17 protein-coding genes are annotated in these 16679 nt (G+C 63.1%); 8 read left to right on the top strand and 9 right to left on the bottom strand.

Annotated elements, in window-relative coordinates; translation table 11 throughout:
* Nucleotides 1-32 precede the first annotated feature (32 nt).
* Nucleotides 33-203, bottom strand: coding sequence for a type II toxin-antitoxin system HicA family toxin (locus ACOOGG_RS04930; RefSeq protein ID WP_420432880.1), 171 nt, complete (start codon nt 201-203; stop codon nt 33-35).
* Nucleotides 204-425: 222 nt separating this feature from the next.
* On the opposite strand from ACOOGG_RS04930, the gene ACOOGG_RS04925 reads away from it, so the two are divergent.
* Nucleotides 426-1280 (top strand): DNA-methyltransferase, encoded by an 855-nt coding sequence (locus ACOOGG_RS04925; RefSeq protein ID WP_420432878.1) that lies wholly within the window; start codon nt 426-428, stop codon nt 1278-1280.
* 446 nt (nt 1281-1726) lie between these two features.
* The gene (locus tag ACOOGG_RS04920) at nt 1727-2353 is read left to right on the top strand and encodes a hypothetical protein (RefSeq protein ID WP_420432876.1); all 627 of its coding nucleotides are present in this window, start codon (nt 1727-1729) and stop codon (nt 2351-2353) included.
* An 18-nt stretch (nt 2354-2371) separates the two neighbouring features.
* Here ACOOGG_RS04920 and ACOOGG_RS04915 read toward each other — a convergent pair whose 3' ends face one another.
* Together ACOOGG_RS04915 and ACOOGG_RS04910 are read right to left on the bottom strand one after the other, a co-directional pair.
* Nucleotides 2372-2746, bottom strand: a complete 375-nt coding sequence (locus ACOOGG_RS04915; RefSeq protein WP_420432874.1) for a hypothetical protein — start codon at nt 2744-2746, stop codon at nt 2372-2374.
* A complete protein-coding gene (locus ACOOGG_RS04910) occupies nt 2736-2954 on the bottom strand; it encodes a FitA-like ribbon-helix-helix domain-containing protein (protein ID WP_420432872.1) in 219 nt (72 codons plus the stop codon). Before ACOOGG_RS04910 ends, ACOOGG_RS04915 begins: the two co-directional genes overlap by 11 nt.
* Before the next feature lie 128 nt (nt 2955-3082).
* Between ACOOGG_RS04910 and ACOOGG_RS04905 the strand changes: the two genes are divergently transcribed.
* A complete protein-coding gene (locus ACOOGG_RS04905) occupies nt 3083-4723 on the top strand; it encodes a class I adenylate-forming enzyme family protein (RefSeq protein ID WP_420432870.1) in 1641 nt (546 codons plus the stop codon).
* Nucleotides 4724-5061: 338 nt separating this feature from the next.
* Here the strand turns inward: ACOOGG_RS04905 and ACOOGG_RS04900 are convergent, their stop codons facing one another.
* Nucleotides 5062-5646 (bottom strand): VOC family protein, encoded by a 585-nt coding sequence (locus tag ACOOGG_RS04900; protein WP_420432868.1) that lies wholly within the window; start codon nt 5644-5646, stop codon nt 5062-5064.
* A gap of 64 nt (nt 5647-5710) precedes the next feature.
* On the opposite strand from ACOOGG_RS04900, the gene ACOOGG_RS04895 reads away from it, so the two are divergent.
* Both ACOOGG_RS04895 and ACOOGG_RS04890 read left to right on the top strand, forming a co-directional pair.
* A complete protein-coding gene (locus ACOOGG_RS04895) occupies nt 5711-6493 on the top strand; it encodes a class II aldolase/adducin family protein (RefSeq protein ID WP_420432866.1) in 783 nt (260 codons plus the stop codon).
* An 11-nt stretch (nt 6494-6504) separates the two neighbouring features.
* Nucleotides 6505-8118 carry an AMP-binding protein gene (locus tag ACOOGG_RS04890; RefSeq protein ID WP_420432864.1) on the top strand — a complete coding sequence of 538 codons (1614 nt, stop codon included), beginning with the start codon at nt 6505-6507 and terminating at the stop codon, nt 8116-8118.
* A 185-nt stretch (nt 8119-8303) separates the two neighbouring features.
* Here the strand turns inward: ACOOGG_RS04890 and ACOOGG_RS04885 are convergent, their stop codons facing one another.
* Entirely contained in the window at nt 8304-9527 is a 1224-nt protein-coding gene (locus ACOOGG_RS04885; RefSeq protein WP_420432862.1) for a cytochrome P450, read from the bottom strand.
* A 67-nt stretch (nt 9528-9594) separates the two neighbouring features.
* Here ACOOGG_RS04885 and ACOOGG_RS04880 point away from each other — a divergent pair, with 67 nt between their 5' ends.
* Genes ACOOGG_RS04880 through ACOOGG_RS04870 form a run of 3 tightly spaced genes read left to right on the top strand, consistent with a single transcriptional unit; the run spans nt 9595 to nt 12032 of the window.
* Nucleotides 9595-10464: a CoA transferase subunit A gene (locus ACOOGG_RS04880; RefSeq protein WP_420432860.1), complete on the top strand. Its 870-nt coding sequence runs from the start codon at nt 9595-9597 to the stop codon at nt 10462-10464.
* Nucleotides 10461-11258, top strand: a complete 798-nt coding sequence (locus ACOOGG_RS04875) for a CoA-transferase subunit beta (RefSeq protein WP_420432858.1) — start codon at nt 10461-10463, stop codon at nt 11256-11258. Before ACOOGG_RS04880 ends, ACOOGG_RS04875 begins: the two co-directional genes overlap by 4 nt.
* Before the next feature lie 3 nt (nt 11259-11261).
* On the top strand, nt 11262-12032 hold the full coding sequence (locus ACOOGG_RS04870) for an SDR family NAD(P)-dependent oxidoreductase (protein WP_420432856.1): 771 nt from the start codon (nt 11262-11264) through the stop codon (nt 12030-12032).
* Nucleotides 12033-12131: 99 nt separating this feature from the next.
* Here the strand turns inward: ACOOGG_RS04870 and ACOOGG_RS04865 are convergent, their stop codons facing one another.
* The 4 genes from ACOOGG_RS04865 to ACOOGG_RS04850 form a co-directional block, all read right to left on the bottom strand.
* Nucleotides 12132-13214, bottom strand: a complete 1083-nt coding sequence (locus ACOOGG_RS04865) for an ABC transporter ATP-binding protein (protein ID WP_420432854.1) — start codon at nt 13212-13214, stop codon at nt 12132-12134.
* A gap of 30 nt (nt 13215-13244) precedes the next feature.
* On the bottom strand, nt 13245-14081 hold the full coding sequence (locus ACOOGG_RS04860; RefSeq protein WP_420433384.1) for a carbohydrate ABC transporter permease: 837 nt from the start codon (nt 14079-14081) through the stop codon (nt 13245-13247).
* Between the two features lie 17 nt (nt 14082-14098).
* Nucleotides 14099-15013, bottom strand: coding sequence for a carbohydrate ABC transporter permease (locus ACOOGG_RS04855; RefSeq protein WP_420432852.1), 915 nt, complete (start codon nt 15011-15013; stop codon nt 14099-14101).
* A gap of 107 nt (nt 15014-15120) precedes the next feature.
* Entirely contained in the window at nt 15121-16503 is a 1383-nt protein-coding gene (locus ACOOGG_RS04850; protein ID WP_420432850.1) for an ABC transporter substrate-binding protein, read from the bottom strand.
* Nucleotides 16504-16679: the final 176 nt, after the last annotated feature.

The raw sequence follows: 16679 nt of genomic DNA, 5'->3' as shown, positions 1-16679 counted from the left end.
CTCAGAGCCGCTACAGCAATCTAGCGATCTCATCATCGCTCAATCTCGCCCTCTTTCACCAGTATGTGCCTAACCATTGCAGGCCGAACCGTCGCTCCCTTGTGGTGGGCAAACGTGAATGAACGGCCATCAGGGTGCTTTAGCCTCCTGTGAGATCCCTTCTGCCGCTCCACCCTGAACCCCGCCCGGTGCAGCTTGGACATCAGTTCCTCAGGCTTCAACGAAGGATATCTGATGGGTCCTGGCACCTCAGCTCCCCTGCCCTTCCTGTGGATATGTGGAAATATCTGTGGATACAGCTATTTTCCATATTTTTCAGTATATCACGAGTCCACTGTTATCTGAACTGCTTTTCGGCTTGCTCGCCATCTCCAGCAGGGTGAAGAGCGCGAGGCTCAACTGGCCGCTGCCTAGGCTTGGTCCTGATGGGAAAGATCGTTTTCGGCGACAACTTGCCGGTGCTAAGGGCCCTTCCCGATGCCAGCATCGATCTCATCTACGTCGACCCGCCGTTCAACACCGGCAAGCGCCAAGAGCGCGAGCGGATCAAGACCGTTCACGACGAGGCCAACGGCGACCGGACTGGCTTCGCTGGCCGCCGCTACCAAACCATCCGCCTGGGCAAATCCGGCTACGAGGACACCTTCGACGACTACATGGGCTTTCTGGCGCCCCGATTCGAGGAAGCCCACCGCGTGCTCGCCCACACCGGCAGCTTCTTCCTCCACATCGACTACCGGGAAGTCCACTACTGCAAGGTGCTGCTCGACCAGATCTTCGGCCGGGACTCGTTCATGAACGAGATCATCTGGGCCTACGACTACGGGGCCCGCTCCAAGAAGAAGTGGCCAGCCAAGCACGACAGCATCCTGTGGTACGCCAAGGACCCATCCGACTACGCCTTCTGCTTCGAGGAAATGGACCGGATCCCCTACATGGCCCCCGGCCTGGTCGGCAAAGAGAAAGCTGCCCGGGGCAAAACACCCACCGACGTCTGGTGGCACACCATCGTGAGCCCCAACGGCAAAGAGAAGACCGGCTACGCCACCCAAAAGCCCCTCGGCATCCTCGAGCGCCTGGTCAAAGTCCACTCCCGCCCCGGCGACCTCCTACTCGACTTCTTCGCCGGCAGCGGCTCCCTCGGCGAAGCCGCCGCCAACCACGGCCGCGACTACCTCCTAATCGACAACAACCCCGAAGCCATCCAAGTCATGGCCCGCCGCCTAGCCCCCACCCACCCCGAACTCATCGACTGCGAAGCGCTCCTCGAACCGTCGTAGAGCACTAAAGGCTCGGCGTCAGCACGACTGCTTGCCTCCAGCTTGGGGGCTCGGTGGACCCTGAGGCCTCCGTTCACGGTAATCAGACCGGTGTCGAAAGCAGCGTCGTGGGTCGGGCACGCCGCTACGCCGTTGCGAAAGTCCAACCGCTCCTTGTCATCGCACGCTGCCAACGTAGCCGGCCATTGTTCTGTGGTCACACGATGCTGTGTGCCGGATATCTATTGCATGCAAAGTCCCTGCTCAGCCGGCGCGTTACCCCTAGAGCACCATAGGATCGGCCGATGCCCGCTCCTACCTTCACACCAGCGACTACCACGTCTTCACTGGCGACCCATTACTCACGAGCCCTGGTAATGCCCGAAGCAGCAGTCCGGCTCCCCGCTGTCACGGTGATGGAGTCCGGGATTACCCGTGTGCCCGTCGGGCGTGTCTCAGGAGAGCGCATGTACGAGTCAGGGCACTTCTTTTTCTGGATGACGGTGATTGAGAATCTCCCCGAGTACACCTTCCAGCGAGCCTTGAGCTATGCCGATCCCGACAACACGGAAGAACTAGCCCAGCAGGCAGCCAGGCTCCGGCTTGAGTCGGTAGAACCCGGCTACTGGTACCCCACCAAGGAAGACTCGACGGCTCTCTTCTCGAGGTCAGGCGGATTCGAAGGAGTCCAAGTCACAGTGCAGTCGACTATGGAAACGCAGGAGGGGGCCAAGTGCACTGCGATGATCTGGTTTACGCCTGACACCTTGGAAAAGATGAGCCTTGCGCTGTTAGCCGCAGCATTTCGGGAAGCAAACGAACAGGGGTACAAGCCGATCAGTGCTGATATTGCTGAAGTCGTGCTCCCAGTAGCCGAGCAAATGGGCCAGTTCGCTGGGTCAGCGACATTCATGCCGGATACCAGTTACGGGCTTGCTGGCCTGCTGGAAGCCCGACATGCCGTCAGAAGCGATTCGACCTCTGTGCCAAATACCAGCCTCGTGGCGCTTGACGACCTTCTGGCGACCCATGGCGAGCGATACCGCGAATACCTCGGTGGGCGTGATGCCTACGGTCTGACTGTCCGGGCATAAGCCGACAACGGGAGCCGTCTACCAGGGGCGGTGTACCTCGACGAGGTTGCTGCCGACCTCATCAGAGGCCGTGAACAGAGGGAGATCAAGGGTTTCGGCCAGGATGAGAGCAGACCAAGAGTCCAAGGCATCAGCTGCTCCTCGTCCGGCACGTGAAAGAGTCTCCACCACGATGGTGCGGACTGGAAACCATTCATGCACAGCAGACAGAGCAAGCCCAATCTCCACTTGAATCCGTTCAGGATTGCCCTCATGGCGAGCTGCCACAAAACGACCAACGGTCATCGCTGACCAGTCCAGAGCCAAGAACTCCGCGTCAATTGGCACTGTCCCCTTAAGCACACCGGCTACAGCCAATACTCCCCCGGCGTCGCAGACGACGCTACTGGGCATCTAGTTCGCGCAATTGCTTGCGGATGGATTCGAACTCTGAACGGTTAATCGGAGGGTATCCGCCGGACAATTCAGCAGGTGAGAGTCGGGACGCAATCCTTGTCAGTTCATTTCGCAAGTGTTGCTGCACTGAAAGCCCTGCCGCCTTCGCCTGCTCCCGCAATCGCCGTCCTACATCATCATCGAGGTCTTTGATATTCAGATCCACGCACAGATTCTACCAGAACGGTAGAACTCTGCTGCACACTGCGCTACTACTTGACACTTTTCGCCGAAAAGTGATGGCGAGGTGGGCATTTTTCGTCGGAGGAAGGGTTGCTGCGCGAAGCTACGGGGATGAGAACTTGGGTTGATGTGACCACTTATGGGGATCTGGTGGTACGGGGGGCGGCGCTGTATGGGAGCCAGGACGCAGTGGTGTTCCCCGACACCCGGCACAGCTTTGCGTCGCTGGAGGAAGCAGCCCGACGGTCGGCCCGATCGCTGTTGGGGCTGGGGGTGCGGCCTCAGGATCGAGTGGGGATCCTCATGCCCAACTGCATGGACTTCATCGAGGTCATGTTCGGCGCTTCCCTAATCGGTGCCGTTCCCGTTCCCATCAATGCCCGATTCAAGGGGCGGGAGCTGGCCTATGTCACAGAGAACGCCGACCTGAAGGTGCTGGTGACCAGCGACATCATCGACCAGTTCACCGATTACGTGGTGATCCTCCATGATTGCCTGCCCGGCTTGGCCGACGCTCCCGACCCGGCCAATCTCGATCTCAACGTTGCCCCCGAGCTCAATGCAGTGGTGCTGTTGGGCAGTACCTCCCCCGCAGGAATGGTGGACCGGGCCGCATTCGGGGCTTTGGCCGACTGCGCCACCGATGACGAGGTGGAACTGCTCCGCTCCCAGGTGGCCCTTCGGGACGAGGCCCTGATGATCTACACGTCGGGCACTACCGCCGAGCCCAAGGGCTGCCCCCTGAACCACGAATCCCTGGTACGCACCGCCATATCCGCCTGTCGGACCCGGTTCGAGCTGTCTGCCGCCGACGTGTTCTGGGACCCGCTCCCCCTGTTCCACATGAGCTCGATCCTCCCGCTCATCGGCTGCCTCGACGCGGGGTCGTCCTATGTGACCATCACCCACTTCGACCCGGCGTCGGCCATCGCCCAGATGCGCGATGAGAAGGCCACGGTTTGCTTCTCCACCTTCCCGCCAGTCACCCAGGCCATGATCAACCACCCCGACTGGGACTCCGACGAGTTCCAGCGCATCCGGCTGGTGAACAATGTGGCGCCCCCCGACGCCCTGCGGGCCATCCACGCCCTGCTTCCCTGGGCCCGCCACATGAACGCCTACGGCCTCACCGAGTGCGGCGGCGTGGTGGCCTTCTCCGGCCCCGACGATCCGCCCGAGACATGGGCTGTGTCGTCAGGCCGTCCGTTCCGAGGTATCGAAGTCAAGATCAAAGACCTTGAGACCAGAGAAACCCTTGCCGAGCCCCACCAAGCAGGCGAGATCTGGGTTCGGGGCTACAACGTGTTCGAGGGCTACCACAAAGACCCGGACAAGAACGCCGAGTGCTTCGACGACGAGGGCTGGTTCTTCACCGGCGACATCGGCTCGCTCGACCCCGACGGGCGCATCAGCTACCTGGGCCGCACCAAGGACATGCTCAAGGTGGGCGGCGAGAACGTGGCCGCCGTCGAAATCGAGAGCTACCTCCAGACCCACCCCGCGGTGGCCATAGCCCAGGTGGTCCCGTTGCCCGATGAGAAGTACCAGGAGATTCCGGCCGCCTTCGTCGAGCTCAAGCCCGGCACCGAGGCCAGCGAGGAAGAGCTGATCGAGTTCTGCCGCGGCCAGATCGCCAGCTTCAAAATCCCCCGCCACATCCATTTCGTCGCCCCCAACGAATGGCCCATGTCCGCCACCAAAATCCAAAAATTCCGCCTAGCCGAAAAACTCCAAGCCGAACTGGGGCTCTAACCCCTAAGCCAAGTGCCGAGATGGCACGCACTGACCATTTGTCCGACGGCGGGCATGACAACCAGCCGAGGCGGGGCGGATAACACAAACCTAGGTGGGGCGGCCTAGCAACCCGATAGGTGGGCCGGTGGGCGCCTCAAATCCATAGGTGGGGCGGTGGGTGGCCCGGCTCAGGGCGCCCGCCGCCCGGAGCTAGTCGAGGACGGCGGGCTGGGCCGGGACAGGACCCGCCGCCCCGCCGGACAAGCGCTCAGCGCGACCCGCTGGCCCACCGGACCAAGGATGAGCGCTACCGCCCCACCGGACGCTTTCTGAGCGCGACCGCCCCGCCGGACGAACTATTCCGCGTAGCCGTCGGGCAGCTGGTCGATGTGCCAGATTTGGCTCCTCCACCAGCGCCACTTCCCCGCAATCACATCCTCCACCGTGCAGTGCGGGTGGGGCTCCAGCCACTCCAACTCGGAGTCGACGATCTGGAACAGGCAACCGTGCCCCGACCTGGGCCGCACATAGGTCTCCCGCCAATGGGGCTCGCTCAGGTCAGTGTCCACCACCTCATAGCCGGTGGCCTCCAAGTCGGCGATAGTCGCCTCCACATCGTCCACGAAGATGGTCACATGGTGGAACCCCTCCCCGTGTTTGTCGATGAAGCGGTTCAGATAACTCTGCTCGTTCAGCGGCTCCATCAACTCCACCTTCACGGTGTCGGGCAGCTTGAACATTGCGGTGCGGATCTCCAGCGGCGAATCGTCGCCGCCCAGCACGAACTGCCCGCCGAACACATCCCGAAACAGCGGCACCGCGGCCTCTATGGACCGCACCGCGATGCCGATGTGATCCCACCGCTGAATGCGGGGCGACACCGCCGGGTTCGAGTCGAGACCGGCCGGATACCCGGCATTGCCCATTGTTCTCCAGCCCACAGCCGACTCCTCTCGGTGTCCTTACATTCTTTGGGGACGCCCCCGGTGTGCTATCTAGCAGGGCATGGGCAAACTTGACGAAGCCATCGCCGGACAAAGTGGATTTCCCCGGGTGATGCCCGGCTTGGAACAGCCGCTCACCGTTCCCCAGAAGATCGCCTGTGCCGCCCGCATCCTCGACGCCGAGGGATATGCGCTGGACGTGGCCGGTCACATCACGGTGGTGCGAGACGACGCCGACGACGGTTCCATGTGGTGTACCCCCTATGGACTGTGGTGGAACGAGATCACCGCCTCCGACATCTTGGCCATCGACGCCAACGGCGAGGTGCTGGAAGGACGCTGGGACGTGACCCCGGCGGTACACATCCACACCGAGATGCACCGGGCCCGCCCCGACGCCCGAGTGGTGATCCACAACCACCCCTACTACGGAAGCCTGCTGTCCACCATGCACAAGCTGCCTGACATCACCGACCAGCAGGCCTGCATGTTCGACGGCGACATCGCCTTGTTCGGCACCTACACCGGCGGGGTGGACGATGCCGCCGGGGGCCAGCACCTGGCCGACTCGGTGGGCAGCGCCACGGCGGTGATCCTGGCCAACCACGGCGTGCTCATCGCCGGTGAGACCACTGAGCAAGCTGTATACCGGGCCTCCAACTTCGAGCGGGTTTGCCGGCTCAACTACGACGCCATGCAGGCCGGCCAGACCCCGGTTCCAGTGCCCCCCGAGCAGCGTCCCACGCTTAAGGCCGCGGTCAACAGCCATCACATGACGGTCAGATATTTCTGGGAGGGGGCGGTGCGAAAACTGCTGCGCGAGGCCCCCGAAGTGTTGAACTAACGGAAACTTCTATGAGTTGGACAATTAGCCCAGACAGCCCGCGCACCATCGGCACGTGGATCCGCCATAAGGCCGAGGTCAACGGCGACCGTCTGGCCCTCACCGTGGAGGGTCGGGACAAGACCTATGCCGGGGTCCATGCCGACTCCGACCGCCTGGCTGCCGGCCTGGCCTCACTGGGCCTGGGACCGGGCGACCGCTCTTGTTTGATGATGCAGAACTCCCTTGAGTGCATCGACGCCTGGTTCTCCATGAATAAGGCCGGAGTAGTGGAAGTACCCATCAACCAGGCCTATAGAGGCCATCTACTGGAGTACCTGATCAGCCAGTCGCGCTCTTCGGCGGTAGTTTGCGATGCCGACTATTTGGACCGCATCGCCGAGGCGGCTCCGAGCCTTCCCGGCCTAGAGCACGTTGTGGTCAACCGAGCCGAGGGCACTGTAGACGCAGGCACTCCCGAATTCCCCGGCCACGTCACCCTCCACGAGTTGAGCGATCTGTACCTCGACTCTCCGCCCCCGGAACCCGAGGTCGATTACCGGGATACCGCAGTCATCTTGTACACCTCCGGTACCACCGGCCCGTCCAAAGGCGTGATGCTGTGCCACGAGGCCAACCTGAACCTGGCCCGCCACACTGTCGACTTGGTGGGCTACGACGCCGACGACGTGCTCTACACCGCCTTCCCGCTGTTCCACATCAACGCCAAGTACACCAGTGTGATGTGCGCCATGGAGGCCGACGCCCGGCTCATCATGGACCGGCGGTTCTCGGCCAGCCGGTTCTGGGACCGGTGCCGGGCCGAGGGAATCACCGCCTTCAACTACCAGGGCGGGCTGATCATGATGCTGTGGAAACAGCCCGAACGTGCCGATGACGCCCACAACCCGGTGCGCAATGGTTTCGGCGCACCCTGTCCGGTGGAGATCTGGGAGCCTTTCGAAGATCGCTTCGGAGTCCACCTCTCGGAGGTGTACGGCATGACCGAGGTGGCCATCACCACCGAGAACCGCCGCGGGATGCGCAAGATCGGCACCGCAGGCCGGGAGTCGGCGCTCTACCACGTAGCCGTGGTGGATTCCGAGGATCGACCGGTACCGCCGAACACCGCGGGCGAGATCGTGGTTAGGCCCAAGAAGCCTTACATCATGATCGACAGCTACTTCGACATGCCCGACGTCACGGTGGAGACGTTCCGCAATCTGTGGTTCCACACCGGCGACCGGGGCCGCCTAGACGAGGACGGCTACCTGACCTTTATCGACCGGATGAAGGACTGCGTGCGCCGCCGGGGCGAGAACATCTCCTCCTACGAAGTAGAAGCAGTGATCAACACCTGCGACGCGGTGCTGGAGTCAGCGGTGATAGGCGTGCCCTCCGAGCTAGGCGAAGAGGAGGTGATGGCCGTGGTGGTGCTCAAGCCCGACCACGAGCTCTCCGAGACCGATCTGCTCGACTTCTGCGTCCCCCGCATGGCCCACTTCGCCGTCCCCCGATTCGTACGCTGGTGCGACGATCTGCCCAAGACCCCCTCAGAGCGGGTGCAGAAGTTCAAGCTGCGCGAAGAAGGCATTACTCCCGAGACCTGGGACCGCGACGACGCCGGATACGTGGTGCCGCGGTAATAGCCTATCCAAACAAGAGGAGCCTCTACCGCGTTCTAGTGATTTTCAATCACTTTCATCCACATCGGTGGATAGAGTCTTAGTCGGGCCGGAGCGAGGACACCTCAAAAGGGGTTCTACCACCCTCGCTCCGGTCCAACCTTATTGGTCTAGAGGACCGCAATCAGTATAAGGGTGACCCGTCCTCACCCGGCAACAAAATCTGGATTCGGCGTGAACGTCAGCGGCAGCGAAGTCAATCCCCGGGTGTACACGCCGGTCTCTTCCTGCTCGTAGCCGTCGGCGTAGGCGATGTCGTCCATGGCGTCCAACAGCGCATCCAGGGCCACTGTCAACTCGGCCCGGGCCAGCATCGATCCCACGCAGAAATGGCGGCCCAACGCGAACGCAGTGTGGTCGGCTGCGGCGGTGAACGCCTTGTCGAACTCCATGTCGGTGCGATGGATGTTGAACCGATCGGGCTCGCTGAACACCTCCGGATCACGGTTGGCTGCGCCCAGCAGCAGCTCCAGGGTGTGGCCCGCTGACACCGTGCCACCAGAGAACTCCACATCCTCTTCCGTTTGGCGCATGATCATCTGAACCGGCCCGGTGAAGCGCAGCGTCTCGGCGAAGGCCCGACCGATGAGCTGGCGGTCGGCTCGCACCTCGGCCATCTGGTCGGGGTTGTCCAGCAGGTTGCGCATGGTCAGCGTGATGGCCTTCTCTGTGGTCTCGCCGCCCGCGGTCAGCAGCAGGCTGCAAAAGCCGCGGATGTCGTCGTCGGTCATCTGAACGCCGTCGAACTCCTTGGTCACCATGGCGGTGAGCAGGTCGTCGCCGGGGTTGGCCCGCCGCTCGGCGATCTTGGGCATGAGGTACTCCCCCATCTCCACCCGGGCGGCCATGCCCCGGCGGTTCTTCTCCTCGTCGCCGGTGATGTTGGACACGAAGTCCATGATCATCGTGTACCACTCGTAGAACTGGGGCACGTCCTCCATCGGCAGATCGAGGAGCTGCACGATCACCCCGATCGGGTAATGGGTGCTGAACCGCTTGCACAGATCCACCTCGCCGTCGGCCACGAACTCGCCAATCTGGCTGCGGGCCGCCTTGGTGATGGCCGGAACGATGCTCTGCTCCAGATAGCTGCCCCGGAAAATCGGGTTCACGATGCCCCGGTAGGAAGAATGCTCCTTGCCCTCCATCTGCAAGATGGTGCGCCCGTGGACCGGCTCGGTCTGCCACTCGTAGTTGCGGCTGGATATCTGGGGGTTGCGGAACGCCCCGGCCACGTCCTCGTAGCGGCTGATCACGTAGGCCTGGGTGCCCTCGTGCCACATCACCGGATACTCGTCGCGCAGCACCTCATAGAAGGGGTACGGGTTGGTGTTGTACTCAGGGGAGAGGATGTCTGGAGCGTCAGTCATGGGCCGTATAGTACGGCGGGCTGCAAGAACTTCAAGAAGAGCGAGCACGGGGGAAGCGAAAAATCCCATGAGCAAAGTCACCACACTGGAAGAGGCGGCGGCGTCCATACCCGACGGTTCCACCGTGGCCATCGGCGGGTTGTCGATGAACAGCGCCCCCATGGCCCTGGTTCGGGAGCTGGTACGCCAGCAGAAAAAAGACTTGGACTTGGTGGCCATTGTGGCCGGCATGGCGGTGGACTGGCTGGTGGCCGGAGGCTGCGTGGCGAGGGTCATGTCCGGTCTGGTCAGCTTCGAGGGCCTGGGCCTGGCCCCCAATTTTCGGGCCGCGGTGCAGTCGGGCCGAGTGGCCATCGAGGAGTACAGCGAGCATCTGCTGATCTGCCGGCTACAGGCCCAGAGCTACAACCTGCCGTTCATGCCCACCAAGGCTGGACTGGGAACCGATGTGCTCGGCCTGCACGCCGAAAGCGGCACGGTGCGGGAGGAGAAGGACGGCCCCACCGGGGAGCACTACGTGGCCTGCACCCGCCTGGCGGTGGACGTGGCCCTGGTCCACGCCCACGAGGCCGACCACCGGGGCACCACCCGGGTGAATCCCAAACTGGTGTGGATGGACAACGAGATCGTGAACGCGGCTGCCCGCTCGGTGGCCTCGGTAGAACGAGTGGTGGATACTGCGGCGTTCACTGAGGAACCGGAGCGGACCACCTATCCCCGATTCATGATCGACACGGTGGCCCCCGCCCCTATGGGGGCCTACCCCTGCTCGTGCTTCCCAGAATACGGCCACGACTCTGGATTCTTCACCGAGTACTCCATGGCCGCCCGCGACCCCGAAGAGTTCTCCCGCTTCTTCCAAGAGCGAGTTGTGAGCCCGGACACCTGGGAAGACTTCCTAGCCGTCAACAATGTCTCGACGGGGATATCAGCATGAGCACTCCAGTCCTCGGTTACGACTGCACCATTGACGAGTTGATGGTGGTGACCTTCTCCCGGGCCATGTCCAACGACACCCGGGCCTTCAACGGCGCGGTGTCGTTCATCCCCGTGTGCGGCTATCTGCTGGCCCGGCGCACCCACGCTCCCGAGCTGGTGTGGGCGGCCAGCTCCATCGCCGTCGACGCCGACCCCGACGAGATCGGCGACTCCACCCTGTCGGACTCGCTGTGGGGCGGAGCCTCCATGCTGAGCAACTCCCCCTTCGACTTCTGGACCTACGCCCAAGGCGCCCGCTACAACACGTTCGCCTTCCGGGGGGCGCAGATGGACGCCTACGGCAACGTGAACAACACGGTGATCGGCCCCTACGACGCCCCCAAGGTGCGCCTGCCCGGTGGCGGTGGCATGGCCGACCTCGGCGCCATGATCCCCCGCATTTACCTGTGGTCGTCCACCCACGACCCCCGCACCTTCGTGGATCGGCTCCACTTCCGCTCCGGCATCGGCTGGGGCGACGGCGGCGACCACCGCGAGCGCATGGGCATGCCCGGCGGGCCGCAGCTGTGCATCACCAATATGTGCGTATTCGACTTCGAACCAGCCAGCAAGCGGATGCGGCTGGCCTCGCTGCATCCTGAGGTGACCGCAGAGCAGGTACAGGAGGCCACTGGATTCGAAGTGCTGTTGCCCGGCGGGGACGTCCCCACCACCGCCCGGCCCACCGCCGAAGAGCTGCATATCTTGCGCACCGAGGTGGACCCGACCAGCGCCCGCCTCCGGGAGTTCTGAGCAATGGACGTCGCAGGATCTGTAGCACTAGTCACCGGCGGTGCCTCCGGGCTGGGCGCCGGTGTGGTCAAGACACTCCTGGACAAGGGCGGCCGGGCGGTCATCTTGGACCTTCCCTCATCAGCCGGGGAGGCTATGGCCAACGAGCTGGGCGATGCAGCCGCCTTCGTCCCCGTTGACGTGACCAACCCCGATGATGTCGCTCAAGCCGTTTCTGCCGCGGCCTCGGCTTTCGGCCGCATCGACGCCCTGGTGAGCTGCGCTGGCATCAGCTCGGGCCAACGGGTGGTTTCCCGAGACGGCACCCCCAATCCCCTGGACCACTTCCGCAACCACATCGAGGTGAACCTGATCGGGTTGTTCGATGTGGCCCGCCATGCGGTCTCGGCCATGTCGGCCAACGAGCCCAATGCCGACGGCGAGCGGGGCCTCATCGTGAACATCGCCTCCGTCGCCGGCTACGAGGGCCAAGTGGGGCAGTCGGCCTATGGGTCGTCCAAGGCCGGGGTGATCGGGTTGACCCTGCCCATGGCCCGAGATCTGGCCGTCTGGGGCATCCGGGTGATGACCATCGCCCCCGGCACCATGGACACCCCCATGCTGGCCACCCTCAGCGAGGACTTCATCGCCAAGCTGGTGGAAGACAACATATTCCCCCACCGCTTGGGCGCGCCCGCCGACGTCGGCGCGCTGGTGGCCCACTTCATGGAGAACACTTTCTTGAACGGCGAGGTCGTGCGGCTGGACGCCGGACTGCGCCTGACCAGCAACTAACTGCCGGTTGCCCCTTCGCTCAAAATCCGACCGCGATGAGCAATGGCGGCCGAGGCGAGGAGGGGATTCCGCCTCGGCCGCCAGCTGCGATCTCGTGCTTCAGGCGCCGATACGCTCGCCGTTGGGAGCGAACACGTGAACCGGGCCTCGACACGAGATCTGGACGTTGTCGCCGCGCTGGGTCATGGTTTCCCCCTCGGCGCGCACAACAAGAAGGAGCTGAGCACCCTGATGCTCAACGGTGACATGGAGGTACGACTCTGAGCCCAGTTCCTCCACCACGGTGACCTCCCCCGCGATGCCCTCGCCAGCCAGTTGCAAGTGCTCGGGGCGGACTCCGACCGTGTAGGCGCCCGGGCTGCGAGCAGCCAGATCATGGGCTGTCTGCTCATCAAGGGACAGGGAGAGGGAGCCAAGGCGCAGACCGTCCGTGCCCTCGGAAGAGACTTCGACAAGATTCATCGCCGGCGAGCCGATGAAACCGGCGACGAACAGATTGACCGGATGGCTGTAGAGAGTTCGCGGTCGGTCAACCTGCTGGAGGATCCCGTCTTTTAGAACCGCCACCCGATGGCCCATGGTCATGGCCTCCACCTGATCGTGGGTGACGTACACGGTGGTCACCCCCAACCTGGCCTGGAGATCGGCGAGCTCAGTTCGAGTCTGAACCCTCAGCTTGGCGTCGAGGTTGGAGAGCGGCTCGTCCATCAAGAAGACCTGCGGCCGGCGCACTATTGCCCGGCCCATCGCCACCCGCTGGCGCTGTCCCCCGGACAGGTTCTTCGGCTTGCGGTCCAGATAGGGCTCCAGATCGAGAATGCGGGCTGCTTCTCGCACTCGCTCGGCCCTCTCCTCCTTCGGGACGCCCTGCTGTTTGAGCGCGAAGCCCATATTCGCCTGCACGGTCATATTGGGGTAGAGGGCGTAGTTCTGGAACACCATGGCGATATCGCGGTCTTGGGGCGGAGTCAGCGTCACATCTTTGTTGTCGATGTAGACACTGCCCTGGTCGACAAACTCCAGCCCGGCCAGCATCCGCAGCGCAGTGGACTTGCCCGAGCCCGATGGGCCCACGAGGACCAAGAGCTCCCCGTCGGGAATGTCGAGGTTGAGCGACCCCACCGCGGGAATGTCGGTTCCCGGATAGATTCGGCTGGCGTTCTCGTATCGGACTTCAGCCATGTCCCAGCTCCCTTCGGCACTTGAACGGAATCACTTGATCGCTCCCATCGACAGGCCCCGTATCATCCGCTTCTGGGCCAACCACCCGGCCAGCACCACCGGGAGGGTGGCGAGGGTGGACGCCGCCGACAGCTTGGCCAAGAAGTTGCCGCGAGTGCTGACGTTGGAGGTGACCCATATGGGAATCGTCGACCCGTCCACCGGGTTGAGCTGGACGGCCAGGAAGAACTCGTTCCAGGCGAAGATCACGCACAAAAGAGCGGTGGCGGCCAGGCCCGGGGCGACGATGGGCAGGATCACCGAGGTGATCTGACCTCGCAGCTTTGCCCCGTCGATCTGGGCGGCTTCGATGAGCTCCTTGGGCACTTCGCTGAAGAACGACCGGAGCATCCACACCGCCAGCGGAAGGTTCATGGCGGTGTAGAGGATGATGAGCACCAGCCGGGTGTTCAGAAGGTCCAGCTCCCGGGCGATGATCCACAGCGGGAGGATCGCCGCCACCACCGGCAGGAACTTGGTGGAGATGAAGAAGAACAACACGTCCCGCCACTTGGCCACGGGCCGAATGGCCAGGGCATAGGCAGCCGGGACGGCGAGCACCAGAACCAAGATCGTCGAGATCGAAACCGCCCACACCGAGTTCATGAACGCCTCTCTGAAGCCAAGCAAGCCCTGGGTTTGAGAGGTCACCTCGTCGAACCGGTCGAACGTGGGGTCGAAAATGATCTTCGGGTCGGTGTTGGCATCGATCTCCTCTTTGAAGCCGTTCAGAACCATCCAGAAGATGGGGAAGAAGAAAACAAGGGCGACCCCCCAGCTCAAGAGGCCCAAAAAGAAGGAGACAGCCCGCTTGTTGCCGACTTGCATGCCAGTACCGCCGGTCCTCACGGCTTCTCGCCTTCCAGGAGATTGGACAGCACCCGCAGGCCAAAGGTGGCGATAACGATGGAGGCGATCACCACCACGATGCTGTAGGCCGAGGCCTGCCCGAACTGCCAGCCGCCGCCGATGGAACGCTGGAAGACGAAGTAGGGCACGTTGGTGGAGTCGGGCCCCCCGCCGGTGATGACATCCACGTAGTCGAAGACCTGGATGAGGTAGATGGAACCCAGCAGGATCCCCAACTCCAGATAGGGACGGAGCTGGGGCAATGTGATCTGGAAGAACATCGCCCTGCTCGACGCGCCGTCCACCCGGGCGGCCTCCAACACCGACTGGTCCTGGCCCTGCAATCCGGCCAGCACGATCAACATCATGAACGGCGTCCACTGCCACACCAGCACAGACACGATCGACCACAACGGCCAACGGGTCACGAACTCGATCCTCTCGAACCCCAGGGAATCGAGCAGCCAGTTCAGCACCCCGAACGACGAGTTGAACACCTGTGTCTTCCACACCAGCCCCGCTACAACGGGCATGATCAGAAACGGGGTTATCAACAGCGTCCGAACAAACCCCTGTCCGAAGAACTTCCGGTCGAGCAGGAGGGCGAGAAGCGTTCCCAGCAGCAACGAGAGCAGCACCGCGGAGACCGTCATCCAGACGCTGGTCCACACCGCCTCGCGAAAGAACCGGTTGTCGAGGAGATCGACGTAGTTGCCGAAGCCGATGAAGGTCCGCGGCTCAGGCGGGACGATCTTCCATTCGGTCAGGCTGTACCAAAGGCTCAGGATGAAGGGAACCTGGGTGACGACGATGGTGAACACCAGGGCAGGAACAAGGGGGAGCCGGCGTCGCCAACCTTCTCGGCGTTGCAGTCTCTTTACCTGCTCCGCTCGATCGGTCTGCTGCGACACGGCTCCCCCTAGCCCGTTCCTGAAATTGTGTTCAACCTAGGCCAAGCCAGCGCATCTCACTTGGAGAGCTTGCCCATTCTTGGCCAGCGGGTTTGCTTGGAGTGCTCCTAATTGCTCACTTCGGAAGCGATGTCCTGACAGGCGCTGAGGGCCGAGTCAACGCTGATCGACCCGGCAATGGCAGCCGAGAACTGCTCTGTGCAGCGGGTGCCGACATCTTGGAACTCGGGCACACCGACGTACTGCACGCCCGGCAGACCCGGACGGGGCGTGGTGCCCGGGTTGTCGATGGGTGCGGCCAGCATGGCGTCAAGCGTCTTTTGGGCGAAGGCCTGCGCCGCAGCCTGGTAGTTCGGGTTGGCGTAGGTCGACTCGCGGGTTCCCGGCGGGACCGCAGCCCAGCCTCCATCCAGCGACTCGCCGGCAGCGTTGATGTACTCCTCGCTGGTGGCCCAGCTCACGTACTCCCACGCGGTGCTGGGATCAGAGGCGTTTTGCGGAATGGCCAATGCCCAGGCCCACAGCCAGCCAGAGGCGTCGGTGACCTTGGTCGGCGCGAGGGCGAAGCCGTTGAGGCCCTTGACCGGGCTGTTGTCGGCTTCGAGGATGCCGGCTGCCACCGTGGCGTCGTACCACATGGCCACCTGGCCGTTCTGGTAGAGGCTCAAGCACTCGTTGAAGCTGGCGTTGGCTGCGTCGTCCTGGCCGGCGTCGTTGATGAGCGCCACATAGAACTCGAGGGCCTCGCGGAACTCAGGCTGGTCAACTTGGGCCTCTCCGATCGAGCCGTCGGCGTTGGCCAGCCACCAGGTGCCGCCGAACGTGTTGAGAACGGTGGTGAAGGCAGCGCCGAGGTCGCCCCATCCGGGCTTGCCCCGCAAGCAGATGCCGGCCATCTCATCGGAGTCGATGGTGCGGGCGATGTCGGCCAGTTCATCCCAGGTAGGGGCCGCTGGCATCGTCAGACCTGCGGCATCGATGACGTCTTGGCGGTACATGACGAACGAGGACTCCGCGTAGAAGGGCGCAGCGTAGAGGCCTCCTTCATAGGAGAGGCCGCCGCGCACTGCGTGGATGATGTCGTCGCCGTTCCACTCGGGCGCGTCGACCGCGAAGCCGTTGAGATCGTAGAGCCATCCGTTGGCCCCGAACTGCGGCGCCTCGAACATGCCGATCATGACCACGTCGAACTGCTCGCCTCCCGCACCCACGTCGCGGGTGACGATCTCGCGCAGAGTCTGCTCTTCCAGGAACGTGTAGTTGACTTCAATACCGGTCTCGGCGGTGAACAAGCTCGGGGTGAGGCTGGCGATGTCCTCCATCTGGGGGTTGCCCACAATGGCCACATTGATCGATCGGCTCTCAACCGGGGCTGCGGGCTCTTCTGTGGCCGCAGCGGGAGCTTCAGTGGCCGCGGCAGTGGCCGGCGCATCACCCGAAGTGTCGCTGTCGTCATCGTTGCCGCATGAAGCGGCCACGAGAGCGAACACCGCGAGCAGACTGAAAAACAGGAGCCGAATGCTCCACCTCGGTCGGCTGGTACTTGTCATTGGCACTTTCCCCCTTGGGTAGGAACCGGTGGGAGACGTCCTCCCTGACGGTATTTTGCCCAAAACCTAATTGGGTTTATTTGGGATTGCAAGCTATAGAGTTGGCTTTATGTGTG

Origin of the sequence: Candidatus Poriferisocius sp., assembly GCF_965214065.1 — a bacterium.
GTDB lineage: Bacteria > Actinomycetota > Acidimicrobiia > Acidimicrobiales > Bin134 > Poriferisocius.
The sequence above is the reverse complement of the archived record's forward strand: the minus strand, read 5'-3'. Positions and strand labels throughout refer to the sequence as shown.

Bases quoted from the DNA above. Each gene is read 5' to 3' on its own strand.
- ACOOGG_RS04930 (WP_420432880.1), bottom strand. From the start codon at position 203: ATGTCCAAGCTGCACCGGGCGGGGTTCAGGGTGGAGCGGCAGAAGGGA.
- ACOOGG_RS04925 (WP_420432878.1), top strand. From the start codon at position 426: ATGGGAAAGATCGTTTTCGGCGACAACTTGCCGGTGCTAAGGGCCCTT.
- ACOOGG_RS04920 (WP_420432876.1), top strand. From the start codon at position 1,727: ATGTACGAGTCAGGGCACTTCTTTTTCTGGATGACGGTGATTGAGAAT.
- ACOOGG_RS04915 (WP_420432874.1), bottom strand. From the start codon at position 2,746: ATGCCCAGTAGCGTCGTCTGCGACGCCGGGGGAGTATTGGCTGTAGCC.
- ACOOGG_RS04905 (WP_420432870.1), top strand. From the start codon at position 3,083: ATGAGAACTTGGGTTGATGTGACCACTTATGGGGATCTGGTGGTACGG.
- ACOOGG_RS04895 (WP_420432866.1), top strand. From the start codon at position 5,711: ATGGGCAAACTTGACGAAGCCATCGCCGGACAAAGTGGATTTCCCCGG.
- ACOOGG_RS04890 (WP_420432864.1), top strand. From the start codon at position 6,505: ATGAGTTGGACAATTAGCCCAGACAGCCCGCGCACCATCGGCACGTGG.
- ACOOGG_RS04885 (WP_420432862.1), bottom strand. From the start codon at position 9,527: ATGACTGACGCTCCAGACATCCTCTCCCCTGAGTACAACACCAACCCG.
- ACOOGG_RS04880 (WP_420432860.1), top strand. From the start codon at position 9,595: ATGAGCAAAGTCACCACACTGGAAGAGGCGGCGGCGTCCATACCCGAC.
- ACOOGG_RS04875 (WP_420432858.1), top strand. From the start codon at position 10,461: ATGAGCACTCCAGTCCTCGGTTACGACTGCACCATTGACGAGTTGATG.
- ACOOGG_RS04870 (WP_420432856.1), top strand. From the start codon at position 11,262: ATGGACGTCGCAGGATCTGTAGCACTAGTCACCGGCGGTGCCTCCGGG.
- ACOOGG_RS04865 (WP_420432854.1), bottom strand. From the start codon at position 13,214: ATGGCTGAAGTCCGATACGAGAACGCCAGCCGAATCTATCCGGGAACC.
- ACOOGG_RS04860 (WP_420433384.1), bottom strand. From the start codon at position 14,081: ATGCAAGTCGGCAACAAGCGGGCTGTCTCCTTCTTTTTGGGCCTCTTG.